Origin of the sequence: Mediterraneibacter sp. 210702-DFI.5.30 (assembly GCF_020560115.1) — a bacterium.
GTDB classification, from domain to species: Bacteria; Bacillota; Clostridia; order Lachnospirales; family Lachnospiraceae; genus Mediterraneibacter; species Mediterraneibacter faecis.
Map to the genome: position 1 here is coordinate 91,015 of NZ_JAJCME010000002.1, position 18,010 is coordinate 109,024.

Annotated in this window: 14 protein-coding genes; all 14 read right to left on the reverse strand. The window is 42.0% G+C overall.

What is annotated here, in order from left to right; all coding sequences use genetic code 11:
- Window positions 1–69: 69 nt before the first annotated feature.
- Window positions 70–978 (reverse strand): hypothetical protein, encoded by a 909-nt coding sequence (locus LI126_RS02375; protein WP_227164761.1) that lies wholly within the window; start codon window positions 976–978, stop codon window positions 70–72.
- Window positions 979–1,124: 146 nt separating this feature from the next.
- Complete coding sequence (locus LI126_RS02380; protein WP_020436598.1) at window positions 1,125–1,322, reverse strand: hypothetical protein; 198 nt, start codon at window positions 1,320–1,322, stop codon at window positions 1,125–1,127.
- 492 nt (window positions 1,323–1,814) lie between these two features.
- On the reverse strand, window positions 1,815–4,445 hold the full coding sequence (gene ppdK / locus LI126_RS02385; RefSeq protein WP_227164762.1) for a pyruvate, phosphate dikinase: 2,631 nt from the start codon (window positions 4,443–4,445) through the stop codon (window positions 1,815–1,817).
- A 383-nt stretch (window positions 4,446–4,828) separates the two neighbouring features.
- Window positions 4,829–6,229 carry an aminopeptidase gene (locus LI126_RS02390; RefSeq protein WP_227164763.1) on the reverse strand — a complete coding sequence of 467 codons (1,401 nt, stop codon included), beginning with the start codon at window positions 6,227–6,229 and terminating at the stop codon, window positions 4,829–4,831.
- Window positions 6,230–6,341: 112 nt separating this feature from the next.
- On the reverse strand, window positions 6,342–7,742 hold the full coding sequence (locus tag LI126_RS02395; protein ID WP_055146386.1) for a glycine--tRNA ligase: 1,401 nt from the start codon (window positions 7,740–7,742) through the stop codon (window positions 6,342–6,344).
- Between the two features lie 146 nt (window positions 7,743–7,888).
- Entirely contained in the window at window positions 7,889–8,761 is an 873-nt protein-coding gene (locus LI126_RS02400) for a sensor domain-containing diguanylate cyclase (protein WP_055158414.1), read from the reverse strand.
- A 2-nt stretch (window positions 8,762–8,763) separates the two neighbouring features.
- Entirely contained in the window at window positions 8,764–9,291 is a 528-nt protein-coding gene (locus tag LI126_RS02405; protein WP_070103538.1) for a V4R domain-containing protein, read from the reverse strand.
- Window positions 9,292–9,481: 190 nt separating this feature from the next.
- Complete coding sequence (recO, locus tag LI126_RS02410; RefSeq protein WP_055158474.1) at window positions 9,482–10,198, reverse strand: DNA repair protein RecO; 717 nt, start codon at window positions 10,196–10,198, stop codon at window positions 9,482–9,484.
- A gap of 406 nt (window positions 10,199–10,604) precedes the next feature.
- Window positions 10,605–11,813: a molecular chaperone DnaJ gene (gene dnaJ, locus LI126_RS02415; RefSeq protein WP_015528715.1), complete on the reverse strand. Its 1,209-nt coding sequence runs from the start codon at window positions 11,811–11,813 to the stop codon at window positions 10,605–10,607.
- A 149-nt stretch (window positions 11,814–11,962) separates the two neighbouring features.
- Window positions 11,963–13,834 (reverse strand): molecular chaperone DnaK, encoded by a 1,872-nt coding sequence (gene dnaK / locus LI126_RS02420; RefSeq protein ID WP_015528714.1) that lies wholly within the window; start codon window positions 13,832–13,834, stop codon window positions 11,963–11,965.
- A 48-nt stretch (window positions 13,835–13,882) separates the two neighbouring features.
- Window positions 13,883–14,536 carry a nucleotide exchange factor GrpE gene (gene grpE / locus LI126_RS02425; RefSeq protein WP_054751834.1) on the reverse strand — a complete coding sequence of 218 codons (654 nt, stop codon included), beginning with the start codon at window positions 14,534–14,536 and terminating at the stop codon, window positions 13,883–13,885.
- 33 nt (window positions 14,537–14,569) lie between these two features.
- The gene (hrcA, locus tag LI126_RS02430; protein WP_015528713.1) at window positions 14,570–15,619 is read right to left on the reverse strand and encodes a heat-inducible transcriptional repressor HrcA; all 1,050 of its coding nucleotides are present in this window, start codon (window positions 15,617–15,619) and stop codon (window positions 14,570–14,572) included.
- 348 nt (window positions 15,620–15,967) lie between these two features.
- Window positions 15,968–17,218 (reverse strand): glutamate-5-semialdehyde dehydrogenase, encoded by a 1,251-nt coding sequence (locus tag LI126_RS02435; protein ID WP_020437003.1) that lies wholly within the window; start codon window positions 17,216–17,218, stop codon window positions 15,968–15,970.
- A gap of 226 nt (window positions 17,219–17,444) precedes the next feature.
- Window positions 17,445–17,960 (reverse strand): GNAT family N-acetyltransferase, encoded by a 516-nt coding sequence (locus tag LI126_RS02440; RefSeq protein ID WP_020437002.1) that lies wholly within the window; start codon window positions 17,958–17,960, stop codon window positions 17,445–17,447.
- Between the last annotated feature and the right edge of the window lie 50 nt (window positions 17,961–18,010).

Genomic DNA, 18,010 nt, shown 5'->3' on the forward strand with positions numbered 1-18,010 from the left:
AAGAAAATTTTCACCTTAAACTTCTTACGGAACCGTACGTGAAAGTCTTTCATGTTGACATGATATTGATCATTCAAATATTTCATATTGCTCTTGTTTAACCAACTCTGATTGAACTTCTTCAATATAACGATTATAATTTTCTATTGTTTCTTCTGCCTCTTGATTATTTGATTGTGTAGAAATACTATTCTTCAAATATTCTTGTTTTAATGATTCTAAATATTTTTCAATTGGTAAATTTATCTTATAAACTTCAAATTCATGCTGCCAATATCCTTCTTCCGAACCAAATTGACTTATAAGAGCCTGAGCCTCCTCACTATTAATCGAATCATTTATTGTAACTTTTAAATCATCTAAATAATCATTGATTTCATCATCAGACACAGAATATCCCGCTGCAATAGCTCTTTGATAAGTCGCATCGCGTTGTAACATATATTCTACTGCCTTATCTTCAGCGTCTGACTGTTCATACCCTGCTAAAATGTAAAATTCAGTAGCTTGTTCAATATCCTTTGTAGTAATAACACCACCGGATTTACCTCTTGCATAAATAGACTCATCTGTTTTATCTCGATAGGGATCCAATAATTGTCCGGCTTTCTTCATCAAATCAATATTAGACTCTTTTTCATTTATCACATAGATATTCTCGACTTTAAGTGGTCGAACGTCTGCATTATATGGGAAATAGTAAAATATAATTTTTTTACCTTCCTTTAGATTTTCTAATTCATAACCACAATTTCTACAATCTAACTGCAGTGTATCGACATTTTTAAAATCCTCATCTTGTTCATTCAATTTATCCAAACGAACAACTATAATATTCTTATCTATAGATTCTACTATCCCACTTCTGTTAAGATGGTATACCCCCGAAGAATACATTGTGTCATTTCTTTTTTTTAGTCCTAATAATGCCAAAAGCACCCCTAAAATGCATAAGACATATATTATTTTTTTCTTCATTAAGTTTCACCACACGTTTATTTTTAAAATGGAAGAGAAAATACTTTCTCTTCCACATCCTGATACATAACAAACTATTTTCTATAGTCACGAACCTAAAATATAAACCATAGATCAACAAATTTTCTTCAAGACTTTCATTTTCTCTACAGCTTAAAAACTGTTCCTTTAAGATCTGAATATTGTGATGTATCTAAATTAAGATAATACACTCCATTATCCCAACCATCCGAAACCATTGCTGTATTAAATGTTGTATTATTTACAATAATTTGGGCATATCCCTCAACTGCCATCGTATGCCCATTTCTTCCGTCTGATAAACTAATTCCACAATGAATCATCCCTATATCGCCTCTATTAATAGCTGTTCTATAAAAGTGAACCGGTTCATTTATTTCAAATATAACAAATAAAACTTTCTGCGTCAATATTTTTTTATATTTTCAATATTTTTTACAGTATATTTCCTTATTTTTTATGCATTTTCACTGTTTTTTCTATCATACTCGCTGATTTACTGCATAATCTTTATTTGGAATTAATCTTATGCGTAACATGATTATTTTGACCACCTTTGTATTTTTACAGTTCTTTGGGAACCTTTCCCCCGCTTTCGTTGACCAAAATAGAATTTCTGCTAATCAAGTCATTGAACCGCTTCCAAATCCTCCCCTAAATAACACTTTCCCAATATAAAGTCAAAAAAATCTCCCCTCACACCGAATGAAATCTAATTGATTCCATCAGATATGAGGGGAGATTCTATTTTTTATGATTCACTTTTCAGTGTACTTCCAAAGAAGCTTCTATGTATAATCTACTAACAACTATATTTAAGCGTTCTTCTTGGCAATTGCTGCCTGTGCTGCTGCAAGACGAGCGATCGGTACACGGAATGGTGAGCAGGATACATAATCAAGTCCGATGCTGTCGCAGAACTCTACGGAGCTTGGATCTCCACCGTGCTCTCCACAGATACCTACATGCAGGCTTGGGTTAACCGGTTTTCCGAGTTCGATAGCCATCTTCATGAGCTTGCCAACACCAACCTGATCCAGTTTTGCAAATGGATCGTTCTCGAAGATCTTAGCATCATAGTAAGCATCGAGGAACTTACCAGCGTCATCACGGGAGAATCCGTATGTCATCTGTGTAAGGTCGTTTGTTCCGAAGCAGAAGAAGTCAGCTTCTTTTGCGATATCGTCAGCTGTAAGAGCAGCTCTTGGAATCTCGATCATTGTACCAACCTCGTACTCAAGGTCGCTTCCAGCTGCTGCGATCTCAGCGTCAGCTGTCTCTACAACGAATTTCTTAACGTATTTGAGCTCTTTGATATCTCCAACGAGTGGGATCATGATCTCAGGTTTTACGTTCCAATCCGGATGAGCTTTCTTTACATTGATTGCTGCACGGATAACAGCGCTTGTCTGCATCTTAGCAATCTCTGGGTATGTAACTGCAAGACGGCATCCACGGTGTCCCATCATTGGGTTGAACTCGTGCAGGCTGTCGATAATAGCTTTGATCTGGTCAACTGTTTTGCCCTGAGCATCAGCCAGTTTCTTGATGTCCTCTTCCTCTGTAGGAACGAACTCATGAAGCGGTGGGTCAAGGAAACGAATTGTAACCGGGTTACCTTCAAGAGCTTCGTAAAGTTTCTCGAAGTCTCCCTGCTGCTCTGGAAGAATCTTAGCAAGTGCTGCTTCTCTTTCTTCTACTGTCTCTGCACAGATCATCTCACGGAATGCGTCGATTCTGTTTCCTTCGAAGAACATATGCTCTGTACGGCAAAGTCCGATACCTTCTGCACCAAGCTCACGAGCTTTCTTAGCGTCAGCCGGTGTATCAGCGTTTGTACGAACCTTCATAGTTCTGTACTTGTCAGCCCATCCCATGATTCTTCCGAACTCACCAGCGATTGTAGCGTCTACAGTCGGGATGATTCCGTCATAGATAGCACCTGTGGATCCATCAAGTGAGATTGCATCTCCCTCGTGGAATTCTTTTCCACCAAGTGTAAATTTCTTATTAGCTTCGTCCATTGTGATGTCACCACAACCAGATACGCAGCATGTTCCCATTCCACGCGCAACTACAGCTGCATGAGATGTCATACCACCACGAACTGTCAGAATACCCTGAGCAGACTTCATACCTGTGATATCTTCTGGTGATGTCTCAAGACGTACAAGAATAACTTTCTCTCCTCTTGCAGCCCACTCTACAGCGTCATCAGCTGTGAATACGATCTTACCACAAGCAGCTCCTGGTGATGCTCCAAGTGCTTTTGCCATTGGTGTAGCAGCTTTCAGAGCTTTCGCATCGAACTGTGGGTGAAGCAGGGAATCAAGGTTACGAGGGTCGATCATTGCAACAGCCTCTTCCTCTGTTCTCATTCCTTCATCTACAAGATCACAAGCGATCTTAAGAGCAGCCTGAGCTGTTCTCTTACCATTACGTGTCTGAAGCATGTACAGTTTACCGTGCTCTACAGTGAACTCCATGTCCTGCATATCTCTGTAGTGAGTCTCCAGAGTGTTGCAAACTTCTTTGAACTGTGTAAATGCTTCTGGGAACTTCTGCTCCATCTCGGAAATGTGCATTGGTGTACGAACACCGGCAACAACGTCCTCTCCCTGAGCGTTTGTCAGGAACTCTCCGAACAGACCATTCTCTCCTGTAGCAGGGTCACGTGTGAAAGCAACACCTGTACCACAGTCATCTCCCATATTACCGAATGCCATCATCTGTACGTTGACAGCTGTTCCCCATGAATAAGGGATGTCATTGTCACGGCGGTATACGTTAGCTCTTGGGTTATCCCATGAACGGAATACAGCCTTAACAGCTTCCATAAGCTGTACCTTAGGATCTGTCGGGAAGTCTTCTCCGATCTTCTCTTTGTACTCAGCCTTGAACTGCTCAGCAAGTTTCTTAAGATCATCAGCGTCAAGATCTACATCCTGTTTAACACCTTTCTCTTCTTTCATCTTGTCGATCAGTTCCTCGAAGTATTTCTTACCAACTTCCATAACTACATCAGAGAACATCTGGATGAATCTTCTGTAGCAGTCCCAAGCCCAACGTGGGTTGCCTGAAGCTTTTGCCAGTGTCTCAACAACCTCTTCGTTAAGTCCAAGGTTAAGAATTGTATCCATCATACCAGGCATAGAAGCTCTAGCTCCTGAACGTACGGAAACGAGAAGCGGGTTCTCTTTATCTCCGAATTTCTTACCTGTAATTCCTTCCATCTTATCGATAGCTTCCATGATCTGAGCCATAATCTCATCGTTGATCTGTCTGCCATCCTCATAGTACTGTGTACAAGCCTCTGTTGTTACTGTGAATCCCTGTGGTACAGGAAGACCCAGATTTGTCATCTCTGCCAGGTTTGCGCCTTTTCCACCGAGAAGGTTTCTCATATCTGCGTTACCTTCAGTGAACATATAAACCCATTTTGCCATGATCAATGACCTCCTAAAATAATTTTTACAAATAAAATAATTTTATTTCGCATATAATATTTTAATGGTTTTATACTTATGAGTCAAGTCTTTTGTTCGTAATTATATACAATTTTTACAAATGCTTTTTGTATACTTTTCATATTGGTTAACCTATCTTTCACAAATTGTAAACACATCGTCCATCAGGCTGTCATTTTGCATATTTGCATTAATCTCCATACAATGTGCAACATGCACAAAAAAATAGTTGTCCATGCTTTATAAGAACTTGGAAACAACTACTTTTTTGTGATTAATATACAATTTACACATATCATTGCTATGGTGTTTCCGCCACCAACATCATGCAATTTTCCTCAAAATCAACAAGTACATAATCTTTATCTCATTTCTTCAACAAATGCCTTATATCCCTTATAAGCTTCATACACATCTGCCTTGCTTGTCACTTCCCACGGCGCATGCATACTCAACACTGCGACACCGCTGTCGATGACTTCCATGCCATAATTTGCCATAATGTAAGCAATTGTTCCACCACCACCGGCATCTACTTTTCCAAGTTCTGCGAACTGGTATGCAACACTCTGCGCATCCATTGCATTTCTAATCTTTGCAAGATATTCTGCATTTGCGTCATTAGAACCGCTCTTTCCGCGAGCACCTGTAAACTTGTTGAATACAAGTCCTTTTCCAAAGAATGCAGAACTGCGTTTTTCGAATACTTCAGCATACATCGGATCATAAGCTGCGCTCACATCAGAAGAAAGCATTCTGGAATTCATCAGCGCTCTTCTGACTTTCAGGTCAGACTCCCCTTCTGTCAGTGCCACAAGTTCTGCAACTGTATTTTCAAAGAAACGAGAATGCATTCCGGTCGCACCGACACTTCCGATTTCTTCTTTATCTACGAGAATGCAACACGCTGTGTGCTCCACTTCTTTCACATCAAGCATTGCAAAGAGAGAGGTAAATGCACATACACGGTCATCCTGTCCGTAAGCCAGTACCATACTGCGATCCAATCCACAGTCGCGGGCCTTTCCTGCCGGAACGATCTCAAGCTCTGCGGAGAGGAAATCCTCTTCCTCCATGTCATAATATTGTTTCAGAAGATTGATTACATTTGCTTTTACAGCCTCTTTTTCCTTTTCTTCTAATGTTTCATCCTGCTCAATCGGGCGGCTTCCGATCAGAAGATCAAGCTTCTCTCCTTCTACAACCGTTGCAGCCTTTTTCTCCATCTGTTTCGACGCGAGATGGATCAGCAAATCCGTGATAACAAAGACCGGATCATCTTCTTTTTCACCGATACTTACCTGAACTGTTGTGCCATCTTTCTTTGCAATCACTCCATGAAGGGCAAGTGGAAGTGTCACCCACTGATATTTCTTGATTCCACCATAATAATGTGTATCAAGATAAGCAAACTCTTCATTTTCATACAAAGGATTCTGCTTTACGTCAATACGCGGGGAATCAATGTGAGCTCCAAGAATATTCATACCTTCTGTCAGCGGTTTTGTACCCATATGGAACAGCGCAATCGTCTTGTTCATACACACGGCATACAGTTTATCTCCGGCTTTCACTTCTTCTCCATTTTTAATGATATCTCTGATATCCTTATATCCTTCTGCTTTTGCCTTTTCAACTGCCAATGTAACACACTCGCGCTCTGTCTTGCCGGCATCAAGGCAGTTCTTGTATTCTGTATTTACCTGTTCTAATCTGTCCAGCTCTTCCTTACTGTAAGTTGTCCATGCATTTTTTCTGTCCATGTCATTCTCCTCCTGTTCTATCTTCCATGCTATTTTAAAGTTATAAAGAAACAGCCCAAACTGAATCCACAAGCTTACCTGTGAACTACAGTCCGGGCTTTTCTTATTTATCTTACCACTCGAATTTCTTCTCGAAGTATGCTTTCAGATCTTCAATCTTAACTCTTTCCTGTTCCATTGTATCACGGTCACGTACTGTAACAGCTCCGTCTTCCTCAGAATCGAAGTCATATGTTACACAGAATGGAGTACCGATCTCGTCCTGACGACGGTAACGTTTTCCGATATTTCCACGATCATCGAACTCACAGTTGTAATACTTAGATAACTCTGCAAATACTTTCTCTGCGCCTTCGTTCAGTTTCTTGGAAAGTGGGAGCACACCGATCTTAACCGGAGCCAGTGCCGGATGGAAATGAAGTACAGTTCTCATATCCGGTTTCTCTTCTGTTCCGATATTCTCCTCATCATATGCACTGCAAAGGAATGCAAGTACAACACGGTCAGCACCAAGTGATGGCTCGATAACGTATGGAATGTATTTCTCCTTTGTCTCATCATCAAAGTATGTCATATCCTGTCCGGATACATTCTGATGCTGAGTCAGGTCATAATCCGTACGGTCAGCGATTCCCCACAGCTCACCCCATCCGAATGGGAAAAGGAACTCAACGTCTGTAGTAGCCTTACTGTAGAAGGAAAGCTCTTCCTGATCATGGTCACGGTAACGTACTTCCTCATCTTTCAGTCCAAGAGATGACAGCCAGTTCAGGCAGAAGCTCTTCCAGTAATCAAACCACTCAAGGTCTGTGTCCGGTTTGCAGAAGAACTCAAGCTCCATCTGCTCGAACTCTCTTGTACGGAATGTAAAGTTACCCGGTGTGATCTCGTTACGGAAAGACTTACCGATCTGTCCGATACCGAATGGAAGTTTCTTTCTGGATGTACGCTGTACATTCTTGAAGTTTACAAAGATACCTTGTGCTGTCTCAGGACGAAGGTATACTGTGTTCTTCGCATCCTCTGTAACACCCTGGAATGTCTTGAACATCAGGTTGAACTGACGGATATCTGTAAAATCATGCTTTCCACAAGTCGGACATGGAATGTTATTATCCTCGATAAATGCTGACATCTGCTCCTGTGTCCATCCGTCTACAGAGCTCTCAAGCTCGATTCCATTCTCTGCTGCATAATCTTCAATAATCTTATCTGCACGGAAACGCTCATGACACTGTTTACAGTCCATCAGCGGATCACTGAATCCTCCAAGATGTCCGGAAGCAACCCATGTCTGTGGGTTCATAAGGATTGCACAGTCAACTCCAACATTGTATGGATTCTCCTGAATGAACTTCTTCCACCATGCTCTCTTCACATTATTCTTAAGTTCAACACCAAGATTACCATAATCCCATGTGTTGGCAAGTCCGCCGTAGATCTCAGAACCCGGATATACGAATCCTCTTGACTTTGCGAGTGCTACGATCTTGTCCATTGTCTTTTCAACCATTGTATGTTCCTCACATTCTTTTTTATCATTTACATTATTTATATACCTTATGCACTTTGGTCAGTATTTTCAGAGAAGTTATCCACATTTTCTTAAGAAAATATTCACCTTGCACATCAATGTTACTTATTATAACTACTAATGCCTTATTTTTCAAGCTGTTTTAAGTACTTCTCTTTATGTTTCCGCTTATATTCATACATAACTTCATCCGCTCTTTGCAGAATCTCTTCGGTAGAAACTATATCATGTCTTTCAGGGAGTTCTGTAATACCGTAACTGAAGCTCTTCGGATAGTCATTGTCTTCCTCCTTACAGAATACTTCATACACATGCTCAAATTTCTTCTTCATAATTTCTTTCGAACAATTCAGGAGCACAATACAGAATTCATCACCGCCAAGACGCACAAAGAGATCTCCCGGCCGAATGTTTGCTTTCACTATATCGACAAAATGTTTCAGATACTGATCTCCTTCCTGATGTCCAAAATAGTCATTCACATATTTCAAATGATCAAGATCACAATAACAAAAGACAATCTTCTTTCCTGTAGCAAGCATCGTCTCCGCCCGTTCATGGAACAGATGACGATTTCCAATCCCTGTAAGTTTGTCTCTGTAAGCCTCTTCTTCAAGTTCCTCTTCTCGTTCTTTCAACTGCTTTGTCATTGTATTAAATGCTTCTGAAAATTCTCCCAGATAAGAAACACTCTGAGAATAATCCCCTTTCGCCACCTGCTTTGCCTGCCAGGTGAGATGGTTCAGATTCGCATGGATATTCTTCAGATTCTCACAGAGGAAATTATCTCGCCCCGGCGCTTCAATTGACAGATTTCCCTTTGAAATCTCCGCTGAATAATGCTTCACTTCTTTCACCGCTTTATCCAGATATTGAAGACCTTTTCCAAGTTTCCAAAAAGGTTCGTCCAGCTGTTCAAGATCCAACTTTGCATTCTCGGAATCATATATAATATCCCTCAGATATTCAAATAATATCTCACAGTTTTTCTCTTCCATAACTAACTGTCACCTTCTCTTACATCTGCCTGGAAACGGCAGACACGGCCTCCTGTAGCCCAGCAGTCCGTTTCCACTGCTACATATTCCTTTCCAGAGTATAAAGATAAAATTCCGGAAATAAATCCTTCATCATAATTGCAGACAGTCTCACCAAGCACCGGAAGCCCCGAACAGTCCGCATCTTCCGAGACGGTCAGAATGATCTGCCCGCTCTCCTCGTCTACTGATTCAATACGGAGTACTCCAATCTTCATTTCTGCCATCTTCTTCTGGAGTTCACCCACAAACTGATCCAGCGGCTGATTCAGATTCAGCATCTTACGTGCAAAAAATTCTCCCGCTTTCCTTCCCGCATTTCGGAAAATCTCAACCTGTTCTGCTCTTCCGTAACGTACCGCAAGCTCGTCTTTTATAGAATATTCCAATAGCCGATATACAATCACAGGGAGTTCTCCTCCAAGATTCCCCCTGCTGTTCTCATCATATTCAAGGTAGTCTTCGAAAGAAATCGGTTTCTTCTCCTTCATAAAAATGTTCTCGTCCATCATTTTTCTCTTTTCTTTCCTCTGCTACTATTACATTTACAACAAAATGCACTCGTTTCACACTGTCATGTAACAGGTGATATAACCGTAGTATAGCATGATTTTTTTCATGATTCAACAATTGCATAATGTCTTAAATGTTGTTGAGAATTTTTAAATAATACCCCAAATATCACAGCAATGTCTGCAGTATCTCCAGAGACTTGAACTCCTTATCTACATACATCTTCATCAACCGTCCCATCACACGTCCAAACTTCTCCAGCACTTCCGGCTTCACGTTAAATGTATATAATTTCTCAATTGTACTGGATTCAATATACTGCATCGTATACAGCGTAGAACCGTCAAGAAACATTCCATCTCTCACTTCTCCGTCACATTCATTACACACAAGTCCGCCCTTCGCCGCGCTGAACACTGCCGGCCTCGTCCGGTCGCCACACTGTACACACTGGAACACCTGCGGTCCCTGTCCGTTGATTGTCAGCACTTTCAACTCGAAAATGTAACGGATCAACTGATTCGGAAGATGTGGATTTGTCAGCGCACGCATCGTCTGATAAAGTAATTTTAAAAGTTCCCGCTCATCATTTCGTTCCCTCGCATAGTAATTCGCAACCTCAAGGAAATAAAAGCCATAATATGCACCTACCACATCTGCTCTCAATTCTGAAAAATAATTTGATACATTTACAGACTGAATTGTGTAAGAAGAACGACCTTCATACATCATGAATTCACCGAAAGTAAATGGATTCACCGCTCCCACTAGAGGACTGTTTGGTCTTCTTGATCCCTTTGCAAAGGCTGAGATCTTCCCCTGTTCTTTTGTAAGTATGACAACTCTGCGGTCGTACTCGCCCACCGGTGCGACAGAAAGCACCATTCCTGTCAAAACGATCTGATTCACGATGAAAGTCACCTTCTTTCTGCTATATTTGTAAAGATGTTGGAGACAAAACCCACAACTACGATGCCTGCGGATGCTTCGTGCAACGCATTTCCAATATCTTCTAATATATCCGATTTCGCGTGTAAATACAAGGAGATGTTCTAGGAGGGATTTTTTTGGATATGAGTTTTGCTGGATGTTTGACACATGTTAAGATTTTGGAAAACCAGACCAAGAGAAACTTGCTATAAATCATCTATTTAACCTTGATTCCCTGAATCTGCTTTTCAATTATTCCCATATCATATTCTTCAGCGTATTAGCAACTTGCGTCGCTAGATATGCTAAAAGCGGCAGCCACCAACCTCTCAGTCAGCAGCTGCCGCTCTCATCATTCTTTTTATTCTTTATCTTCAAAGGCTTCTTTCATCTTATCCATGAATCCTTTTTTCTTGCCTTTTTTCTCTGATTTCTCAGATTTTGTAGCAAGGTCATCATGCTGATGAAGTGTATTTCCACTGAGCTCATCGAATTTTCTCAGAGCCTCTTTCGCCTCTGCGCTTAATCTCTCCGGTGTCTGGATCACTAATGTTACATAATGATCTCCTCTTACCTGAGTATTTCTAAGGGATGGAACTCCCTTTCCTTTCAGACGTACTTTTGTATCTGTCTTTGTTCCCGGTTTTACTGTGTAGAGAACGTCTCCGTCTACAGTTGGAATCTTCACATCGCCACCGAGTGTAGCCACTGCGAAGGAAATCGCAACGGTTGAGAAGATATGCATATCCTGTCTCTGGAAGATTGGATGTCTGGATACGTTAACCTCAACGAGGAGATCTCCTCTCGGTCCTCCATTAACTCCCGGTTCTCCTTTTTCACGGATGCGTACGCTCTGTCCGTTATCAATACCTGCCGGAATCGTAACTTTGATCTTCTTTCTGCTGGATGTATATCCTGTACCTGCACATTTCGGACATTTCTCTTTCACGATCTTACCGGAACCACCACAGTTCGGACATGTTTGTACATTCTGTACGGTTCCAAAGAAGGACTGGGATGTATATACGACCTGACCTTTACCACCGCACTTTGGACATGTCTCCGGTGATGTTCCAGGCTTTGCACCTGTGCCGTGACAGTCTTCGCAAGGATCTTTCAGCACAAGATCCAGTTCTTTCTCACATCCGAAGACAGCTTCCTCGAATGTGATGCGGATGCTCTTTCTGATATTAGCCCCTTTCATAGGACCATTGCTTGCGCCGCCTCTTCTGGAGCCACCAAACATATCTCCGAAGATATCTCCGAAAATGTCGCTGAAATCTGCTCCATTGAAATTAAATCCGCCACCGAATCCACCTGCTCCGCCGCCGGCACCACCATCAAATGCAGCGTGGCCGAACTGATCATACTGACGACGTTTGTCAGCGTCACTCAGAACGGCATAGGCTTCGGAAGCCTCTTTAAACTTTATTTCTGCTTCTTTATCCCCCGGATTCATATCTGGATGGTACTTCTTCGCAAGCTGACGGTATGCTTTCTTGATTGTAGCATCATCTGCATCTTTGCTTACGCCGAGCACCTCATAATAATCTCTCTTTGCCTCTGCCATAACACAAATACTAACCTTTCTGTATCTCTTTCTTAACCTCAAGAAATTCTACGAAGCTACAAAGCTCCGTAGAATTTCTCTTCATGCTTCATTTATCTGATGCCCTGCTGCCTGTTTCTCTTCTGTCTTACCGGCATCTTTTCTATATTTTAGACTTCTTTGTAGTCTCCGTCTACAACATCATCACCCTGGAAACCATCCGGAGCCGGACCAGCTTCTGGTGTAGGACCAGCCTGTGCACCTGCACCTGCTGCAGCACCTGCCTGCTCATACATCTTTGTGAACAGTTTCTGTGCGCTCTCCATCAGTTTTTCCTTCGCAGCTTTGATCTCTGCTACCTGCTCTTCTGTTGTGTTCTCCGGAGCAGATTTTGCAAGGATATCTTTCAGTGCCTGAACGTCTGCCTCTACAGCTGCCTTCTCTGTAGCATCGACTTTGTCGCCAACCTCTTTGATTGCCTTCTCTGTCTGGAATACCATAGCGTCTGCTTCGTTTCTTGTATCGATTGCTTCTTTACGTTTCTTATCCTGAGCCTCGAATTCAGCTGCTTCTTTTACAGCTTTATCGATATCGTCATCAGACATATTAGAACCTGCTGTGATTGTAATATGCTGCTCTTTACCTGTTCCAAGATCCTTAGCAGATACATTTACGATACCATTTGCATCGATATCGAATGTAACTTCGATCTGCGGGATTCCACGTGGAGCCGGCGGGATTCCATCAAGTCTGAACTGTCCGAGGGACTTGTTGTCTCTTGCGAACTGTCTCTCACCCTGTACAACGTTGATATCTACAGCTGTCTGGTTATCTGCTGCTGTTGAGAAGATCTGGCTCTTCTTTGTCGGGATTGTTGTATTTCTCTCGATCAGTCTTGTAGCTACACCACCCATTGTCTCGATAGACAGTGACAGTGGAGTTACATCAAGAAGAAGGATGTCTCCTGCGCCTGCATCTCCTGCAAGTTTACCACCCTGTACGGAAGCACCAAGTGCTACACACTCATCTGGGTTAAGGGATTTGCTAGGCTCTTTGCCTGTCAGTCTCTTAACTTCTTCCTGAACAGCCGGAATACGTGTTGATCCACCAACGAGAAGTACCTGTCCAAGCTCGGAAGCTGTGATTCCTGCGTCAGAAAGTGCACGTCTTACCGGTTCCTGAGTCTTTTCTACGAGGTCTCTTGTCAGCTCGTCGAATTTAGCTCTTGTAAGGTTCATATCGAAATGCTTCGGTCCTTCAGCTGTTGCTGTGATGAACGGAAGGTTAATATTTGTTGTTGTTGCACTTGAAAGCTCTTTCTTTGCTTTCTCTGCAGCTTCTCTTAATCTCTGAAGAGCCATCTTATCTGCAGAAAGATCTACGCCTTCTTTTGCCTTGAAGTCTGCAAGCATGTAATCTGTGATCTTCTGGTCGAAGTCATCTCCACCAAGTCTGTTGTTACCGGCTGTTGAAAGTACTTCGATAACTCCATCACCAATCTCGATAACAGATACGTCGAATGTACCACCACCAAGGTCGTAAACCATAATCTTCTGCTCTTTCTCGTTGTCAAGACCATAAGCAAGTGCAGCTGCTGTAGGCTCGTTGATGATACGTTTTACATCAAGTCCTGCGATCTTACCTGCATCTTTTGTAGCCTGACGCTGAGCATCGTTGAAGTAAGCCGGAACTGTGATAACAGCTTCTGTTACTTTCTCACCAAGGTATCCTTCTGCGTCTGCTTTCAGTTTCTGAAGGATCATTGCAGAAATCTCCTGTGGAGAATATTTCTTATCGTCAATATCTACTTTATAATCTGTTCCCATCTCTCTTTTGATGGATGAGATTGTTCTTGCTGCGTTTGTTACAGCCTGACGTTTTGCAGGTTCACCTACGAGACGCTCTCCTGTCTTTGTAAATGCTACAACAGACGGTGTTGTTCTTGCGCCTTCTGTATTCGCGATAACTGTTGGCTGTCCACCTTCCATAACGGCTACACAGCTGTTTGTTGTACCAAGGTCAATACCAATAATTTTTCCCATGATAAATTTCCTCCTCTATCTAATCTCTGAATCTTGTTAAAAATCAAATTAGTTTGCTACTTTTACCATGCTGTGTCTTACAACACTTTCACGGTACATGTAACCTTTCTGGAATTCTTCTGCGATGATGTTCTCACCGAGTCCCTCATCTTCTACATGCATCACTGCGTTGTGGAAATCCGGATTGAATTCCTGACCAACTGCCTCGATTGGTTTTACTCCAACGGATTCCAGTGTAGTCATAAGCTGTTTGTAGATCTTCTCCATTCCTTCTACGAACGGAGCATTCTTCTCCTCCTCCGGTACGGAACCAAGTCCACGCTCGAAGTTGTCTACAACCGGAAGAATCTTTTCTATGATATCTTTCGCTCCGATCTCGTACATCTGGGATTTCTCCTTCTCAGATCTCTTGCGGAAGTTATCAAACTCTGCCATCTGACGAGTAACGCGGTCTGTGAGTTCCTCGATCTTCTCGTCTTTCTTGTCCTTCTTCTCTTTCTTTCCGAAGAACTTTTTCTTACCTTCTGATGCTGCTTCTGAATCTCCTTCAGTCTCAGTTGCTTCCTCTGTTGCTTCTTTCGCTTCAGCCTCAACTCCCTGGGCATCTTCTGTTTCTACTGTCTCTTCAGCTTCTGCCTGCTCTTTTGCAGCCTTTGCTTTTGCCTCTTCAACAGCTTCTTTTACCATATCTTCTTTGCTCATGTTCTCTGTCACCAGCTTTCTACCTTCCTATTATTACTCTTTGGGTTCTTTATTATAAATCGCATCCAACTCACTTTGCAGCGTTTTCAGCGTCTTCATGACATGTTCATAATCCATTCTCTTCGGACCGATGATTCCAATCGTTCCTTTCATACCTTCTCCCAGCTCATATGTGGCGGTAACAACACTGCAGTCTTTCATGGTCTTAACCGGAGTTTCATCTCCGATATAAACCTGTATGCCGTTGTTCTCCTCACTTGCCAGTGTCTCTGTCACCAGATCTGCCAGCTGCTGTTTCTCTTCAAATGCACTGATGATCTCCTGTGCGCTCTGCTTATCACTAAGCTCCGGATATTTGAAAATATTCGTTGCGCCGCTTGTGTAGATCTCCATGTCATTATCTACATGAATGATCTCTGCCACTGCATCCAGTACATGACCGACAACCTCGCTGTGGATACCAGCCTGTTCTTTCAATCTGGCAATCAGACCTAATGTAATCTGATCAATGGATAATCCATTCAGTGTCGTGTTCAGAAGCATATTCAGCTTCAACAGATTCTCGTTACTTAAGGTTTCTCCAACTTCAATGATCTTATTCTTGATCACATTACCACCAAGTACGATGACTGCTACGATCTGTTCTTCATCCACCTGTGATAGCTGAATGAACTTCAATGTGTTCCGGCTGTTGACCGGTGCGGAAACCATCGTTGCATAATTGGTGTTCGAAGCAAGAACCTTTGCTGCCTGCTGGAGTACCTTCTCGACCTTATCGGTCTTCTCAAGAAGTGCATCCTCACGTCTGCTGATCTCCTGCTCCTTATTCTCCATCAGAAGATCTACATAAAAGCGATATCCCTTATCTGATGGAATTCTTCCTGCCGATGTGTGTGGCTGGAAGATGTAACCAAGATCTTCCAGATCTGCCATCTCATTCCTTATCGTTGCGGAACTTAATTTCAAATCTGTGTATTTTGAAAGGGTTCGTGATCCGACCGGTTCGCCAGTCTCCAGATAATTCTGTATGATGGCTTTCAATATCGTAAGTTTTCTTTCACTTAATTCAGCTTCTACAGACATCTCTGTGTTCCCCTTTCTGTTCATCTTTGTTTGTTATTAGCACTCTTTGTTTTTGAGTGCTAACACCTTACAGATACTAAGATAGCACCTCGATTTCTGTTTGTCAACACTGATTGTTATTTTTATAAGTTTTTTATTTTCTTCTTATTTTATTAATAGGATGCTTTTTGGGGGAGGAAATGTGATTTTATAGAAATATTGTTGACTTGGATTGTAATTTTGTGAATTCCAGGCAAGCTTATAGCCAAATCATAAGTTGACTTGAATTATGATACATAAAATCCAGGTCAAAGACAAGTTTATTTAACTTACACTAATTGACCTGGATTTTAAAACCTGCTATCTATACTATCCCCTGATCTGTCCGTTTCCGAAGATAATATACTTTGTTGTTGTCAATGCTTCGAGTCCCATCGGGCCTCTTGCATGAAGCTTCTGTGTGCTGATTCCGATCTCTGCACCGAATCCGAATTCGAATCCATCTGTAAATCTTGTTGATGCATTTACATAAACCGCTGCCGCATCGATCTCATCCTGGAATCTCAATGCATTGTCGTAATCCTTTGTAATAATGGATTCAGAATGTCCTGTATTGTATGTATTGATATGTGTGATTGCCTCATCGATGGAATCAACAATCTTTACAGAAATAATTGCATCCAGGTACTCTGTTCCCCAGTCTTCTTCTGTTGCCGGAATAATCTCTGAACTGATTGCCTGTGCTCTCTCATCTCCACGTATCTCTACACCATGTTCCTTCAGTCTTGTTACAATCTTCGGCAAAGCTGCATCTGCTATCTTGGAATGAATCACAAGTGATTCACATGCATTACACACACCAAGGCGCTGTGTCTTTGCATTTTCAATAATATCTGTTGCCATCTTAATGTCTGCTGTCTCATCAACATATACATGACAATTTCCGGTTCCTGTCTCAATTACCGGAACCGTACTGTTTGCGACAACATTTGCAATGAGTCCCGCTCCGCCTCTTGGGATCAGGACGTCGATCCAGCCATGCATCTTCATCATCTCATTTACAACTTCTCTGCTTGTATCTTCCACAAGAAGGATGAGATCCTGAGATAACTTCTCTTTGCGGAGTCCTTCCTTGATTACACGGGTAATTGCCCGATTGGAATGGATCGCATCACTTCCTCCGCGAAGAATTACCGCATTTCCAGTCTTGAAGCAAAGTCCGAATGCATCTGCTGTCACATTCGGTCTGGATTCATAGATAATTCCGACAACGCCAAGCGGTACGCGTTTCTTTCCGATACGAAGCCCGTTCGGTCTTGTCTTCATGCCAAGCACTTCTCCGATGGGATCATCAAGTGCTGCAATCTGACGCAGACCTTCTGCCATGTCTTCAATTCGCTGTTCCGTCAGTGCCAATCGATCAATCAAAGACTGCTTCACGCCTTTCGCTTTCGCAGCTTCAATATCCTTTGCATTCTCCTGTAAAATCAATTCTCTCTCTTCTACAAGTTCATTCGCTACTGCGAGAAGCCCTCTGTTCTTTGCCTTCGTTCCAAGCTTTGCTGCCTCACGGGATGCACTCTTTGCAAGTCTTCCAAGCATCTGCATATATGTCTCCATTTTATTGCTCCTTTCATCAGCCTGCCGTTAAATATCTCTATCAGTTTCCATTCAGGAATGCCTCGGCATTTCTGCAATCCTGCCAGAGGCTATGTCGAGAGTATACCACACACCTTTTCTTTTTTCTATATTATATCAGTATTTTGCTTTATCTTTTTCACGTATTAACGTATTAGTGCATTTCTGTGAAAACAAACATCAGATGTTTATTCCGATGTTTGTTTTCTTATTCTATAATATTTTTCATCCAGATATCTCTTAAGAATCCGCCATATTTTTCCTTCGTAAGCATCTTCTGATACCCCTGTTTCATGACATTTGATCTGCTGAAAACATTTTCCGGATGCACCGTACAAAGCAGGTAGCGATATCCCATCTGTCTCAAATCACCTTCCGCGTGCTGCATCATTTTATATTGTAAATAGTGCCCTCGAAACTCTGGTAATACAGCCGCCGTATCCATCATAGCACAAAGCTTCAGTTTCTCTTCCTCCATTCCAAGATCATATCCCAGATTATCCGGGTGAGCGCCCGGTAAAATTACGAAAAACATAGCTCCCGCCTTGCCCTCTTCATCAACAGCAAGATATAAAAGACCTCGTTCCTTCTTCATCCAGAAATCAAATTCTTCATACGTTTCTGCAACAAACCATTCCGGAACGTTCATCCCCTGGTCTACCTTATTCACAATTTCGTACGCTTCTCGTAAGCGCTCTCTTCCAACGCGAATTATCTTTATCATCAATAAATCTTCCTATTTTGTAATCACTTCTGTTCATTTATGTCTAATGC

Bases quoted from the DNA above. Each gene is read 5' to 3' on its own strand.
- recO (WP_055158474.1), bottom strand. From the start codon at position 10,198: ATGGTGCTTTCTGTCGCACCGGTGGGCGAGTACGACCGCAGAGTTGTC.
- hrcA (WP_015528713.1), bottom strand. From the start codon at position 15,619: ATGTCTGTAGAAGCTGAATTAAGTGAAAGAAAACTTACGATATTGAAA.
- LI126_RS02435 (WP_020437003.1), bottom strand. From the start codon at position 17,218: ATGGAGACATATATGCAGATGCTTGGAAGACTTGCAAAGAGTGCATCC.
- LI126_RS02400 (WP_055158414.1), bottom strand. From the start codon at position 8,761: ATGGAAGAGAAAAACTGTGAGATATTATTTGAATATCTGAGGGATATT.
- ppdK (WP_227164762.1), bottom strand. From the start codon at position 4,445: ATGGCAAAATGGGTTTATATGTTCACTGAAGGTAACGCAGATATGAGA.
- dnaJ (WP_015528715.1), bottom strand. From the start codon at position 11,813: ATGGCAGAGGCAAAGAGAGATTATTATGAGGTGCTCGGCGTAAGCAAA.
- LI126_RS02405 (WP_070103538.1), bottom strand. From the start codon at position 9,291: ATGAAGGAGAAGAAACCGATTTCTTTCGAAGACTACCTTGAATATGAT.
- LI126_RS02440 (WP_020437002.1), bottom strand. From the start codon at position 17,960: ATGATAAAGATAATTCGCGTTGGAAGAGAGCGCTTACGAGAAGCGTAC.
- dnaK (WP_015528714.1), bottom strand. From the start codon at position 13,834: ATGGGAAAAATTATTGGTATTGACCTTGGTACAACAAACAGCTGTGTA.
- LI126_RS02395 (WP_055146386.1), bottom strand. From the start codon at position 7,742: ATGGTTGAAAAGACAATGGACAAGATCGTAGCACTCGCAAAGTCAAGA.
- grpE (WP_054751834.1), bottom strand. From the start codon at position 14,536: ATGAGCAAAGAAGATATGGTAAAAGAAGCTGTTGAAGAGGCAAAAGCA.
- LI126_RS02380 (WP_020436598.1), bottom strand. From the start codon at position 1,322: ATGATTCATTGTGGAATTAGTTTATCAGACGGAAGAAATGGGCATACG.
- LI126_RS02375 (WP_227164761.1), bottom strand. From the start codon at position 978: ATGAAGAAAAAAATAATATATGTCTTATGCATTTTAGGGGTGCTTTTG.
- LI126_RS02390 (WP_227164763.1), bottom strand. From the start codon at position 6,229: ATGGACAGAAAAAATGCATGGACAACTTACAGTAAGGAAGAGCTGGAC.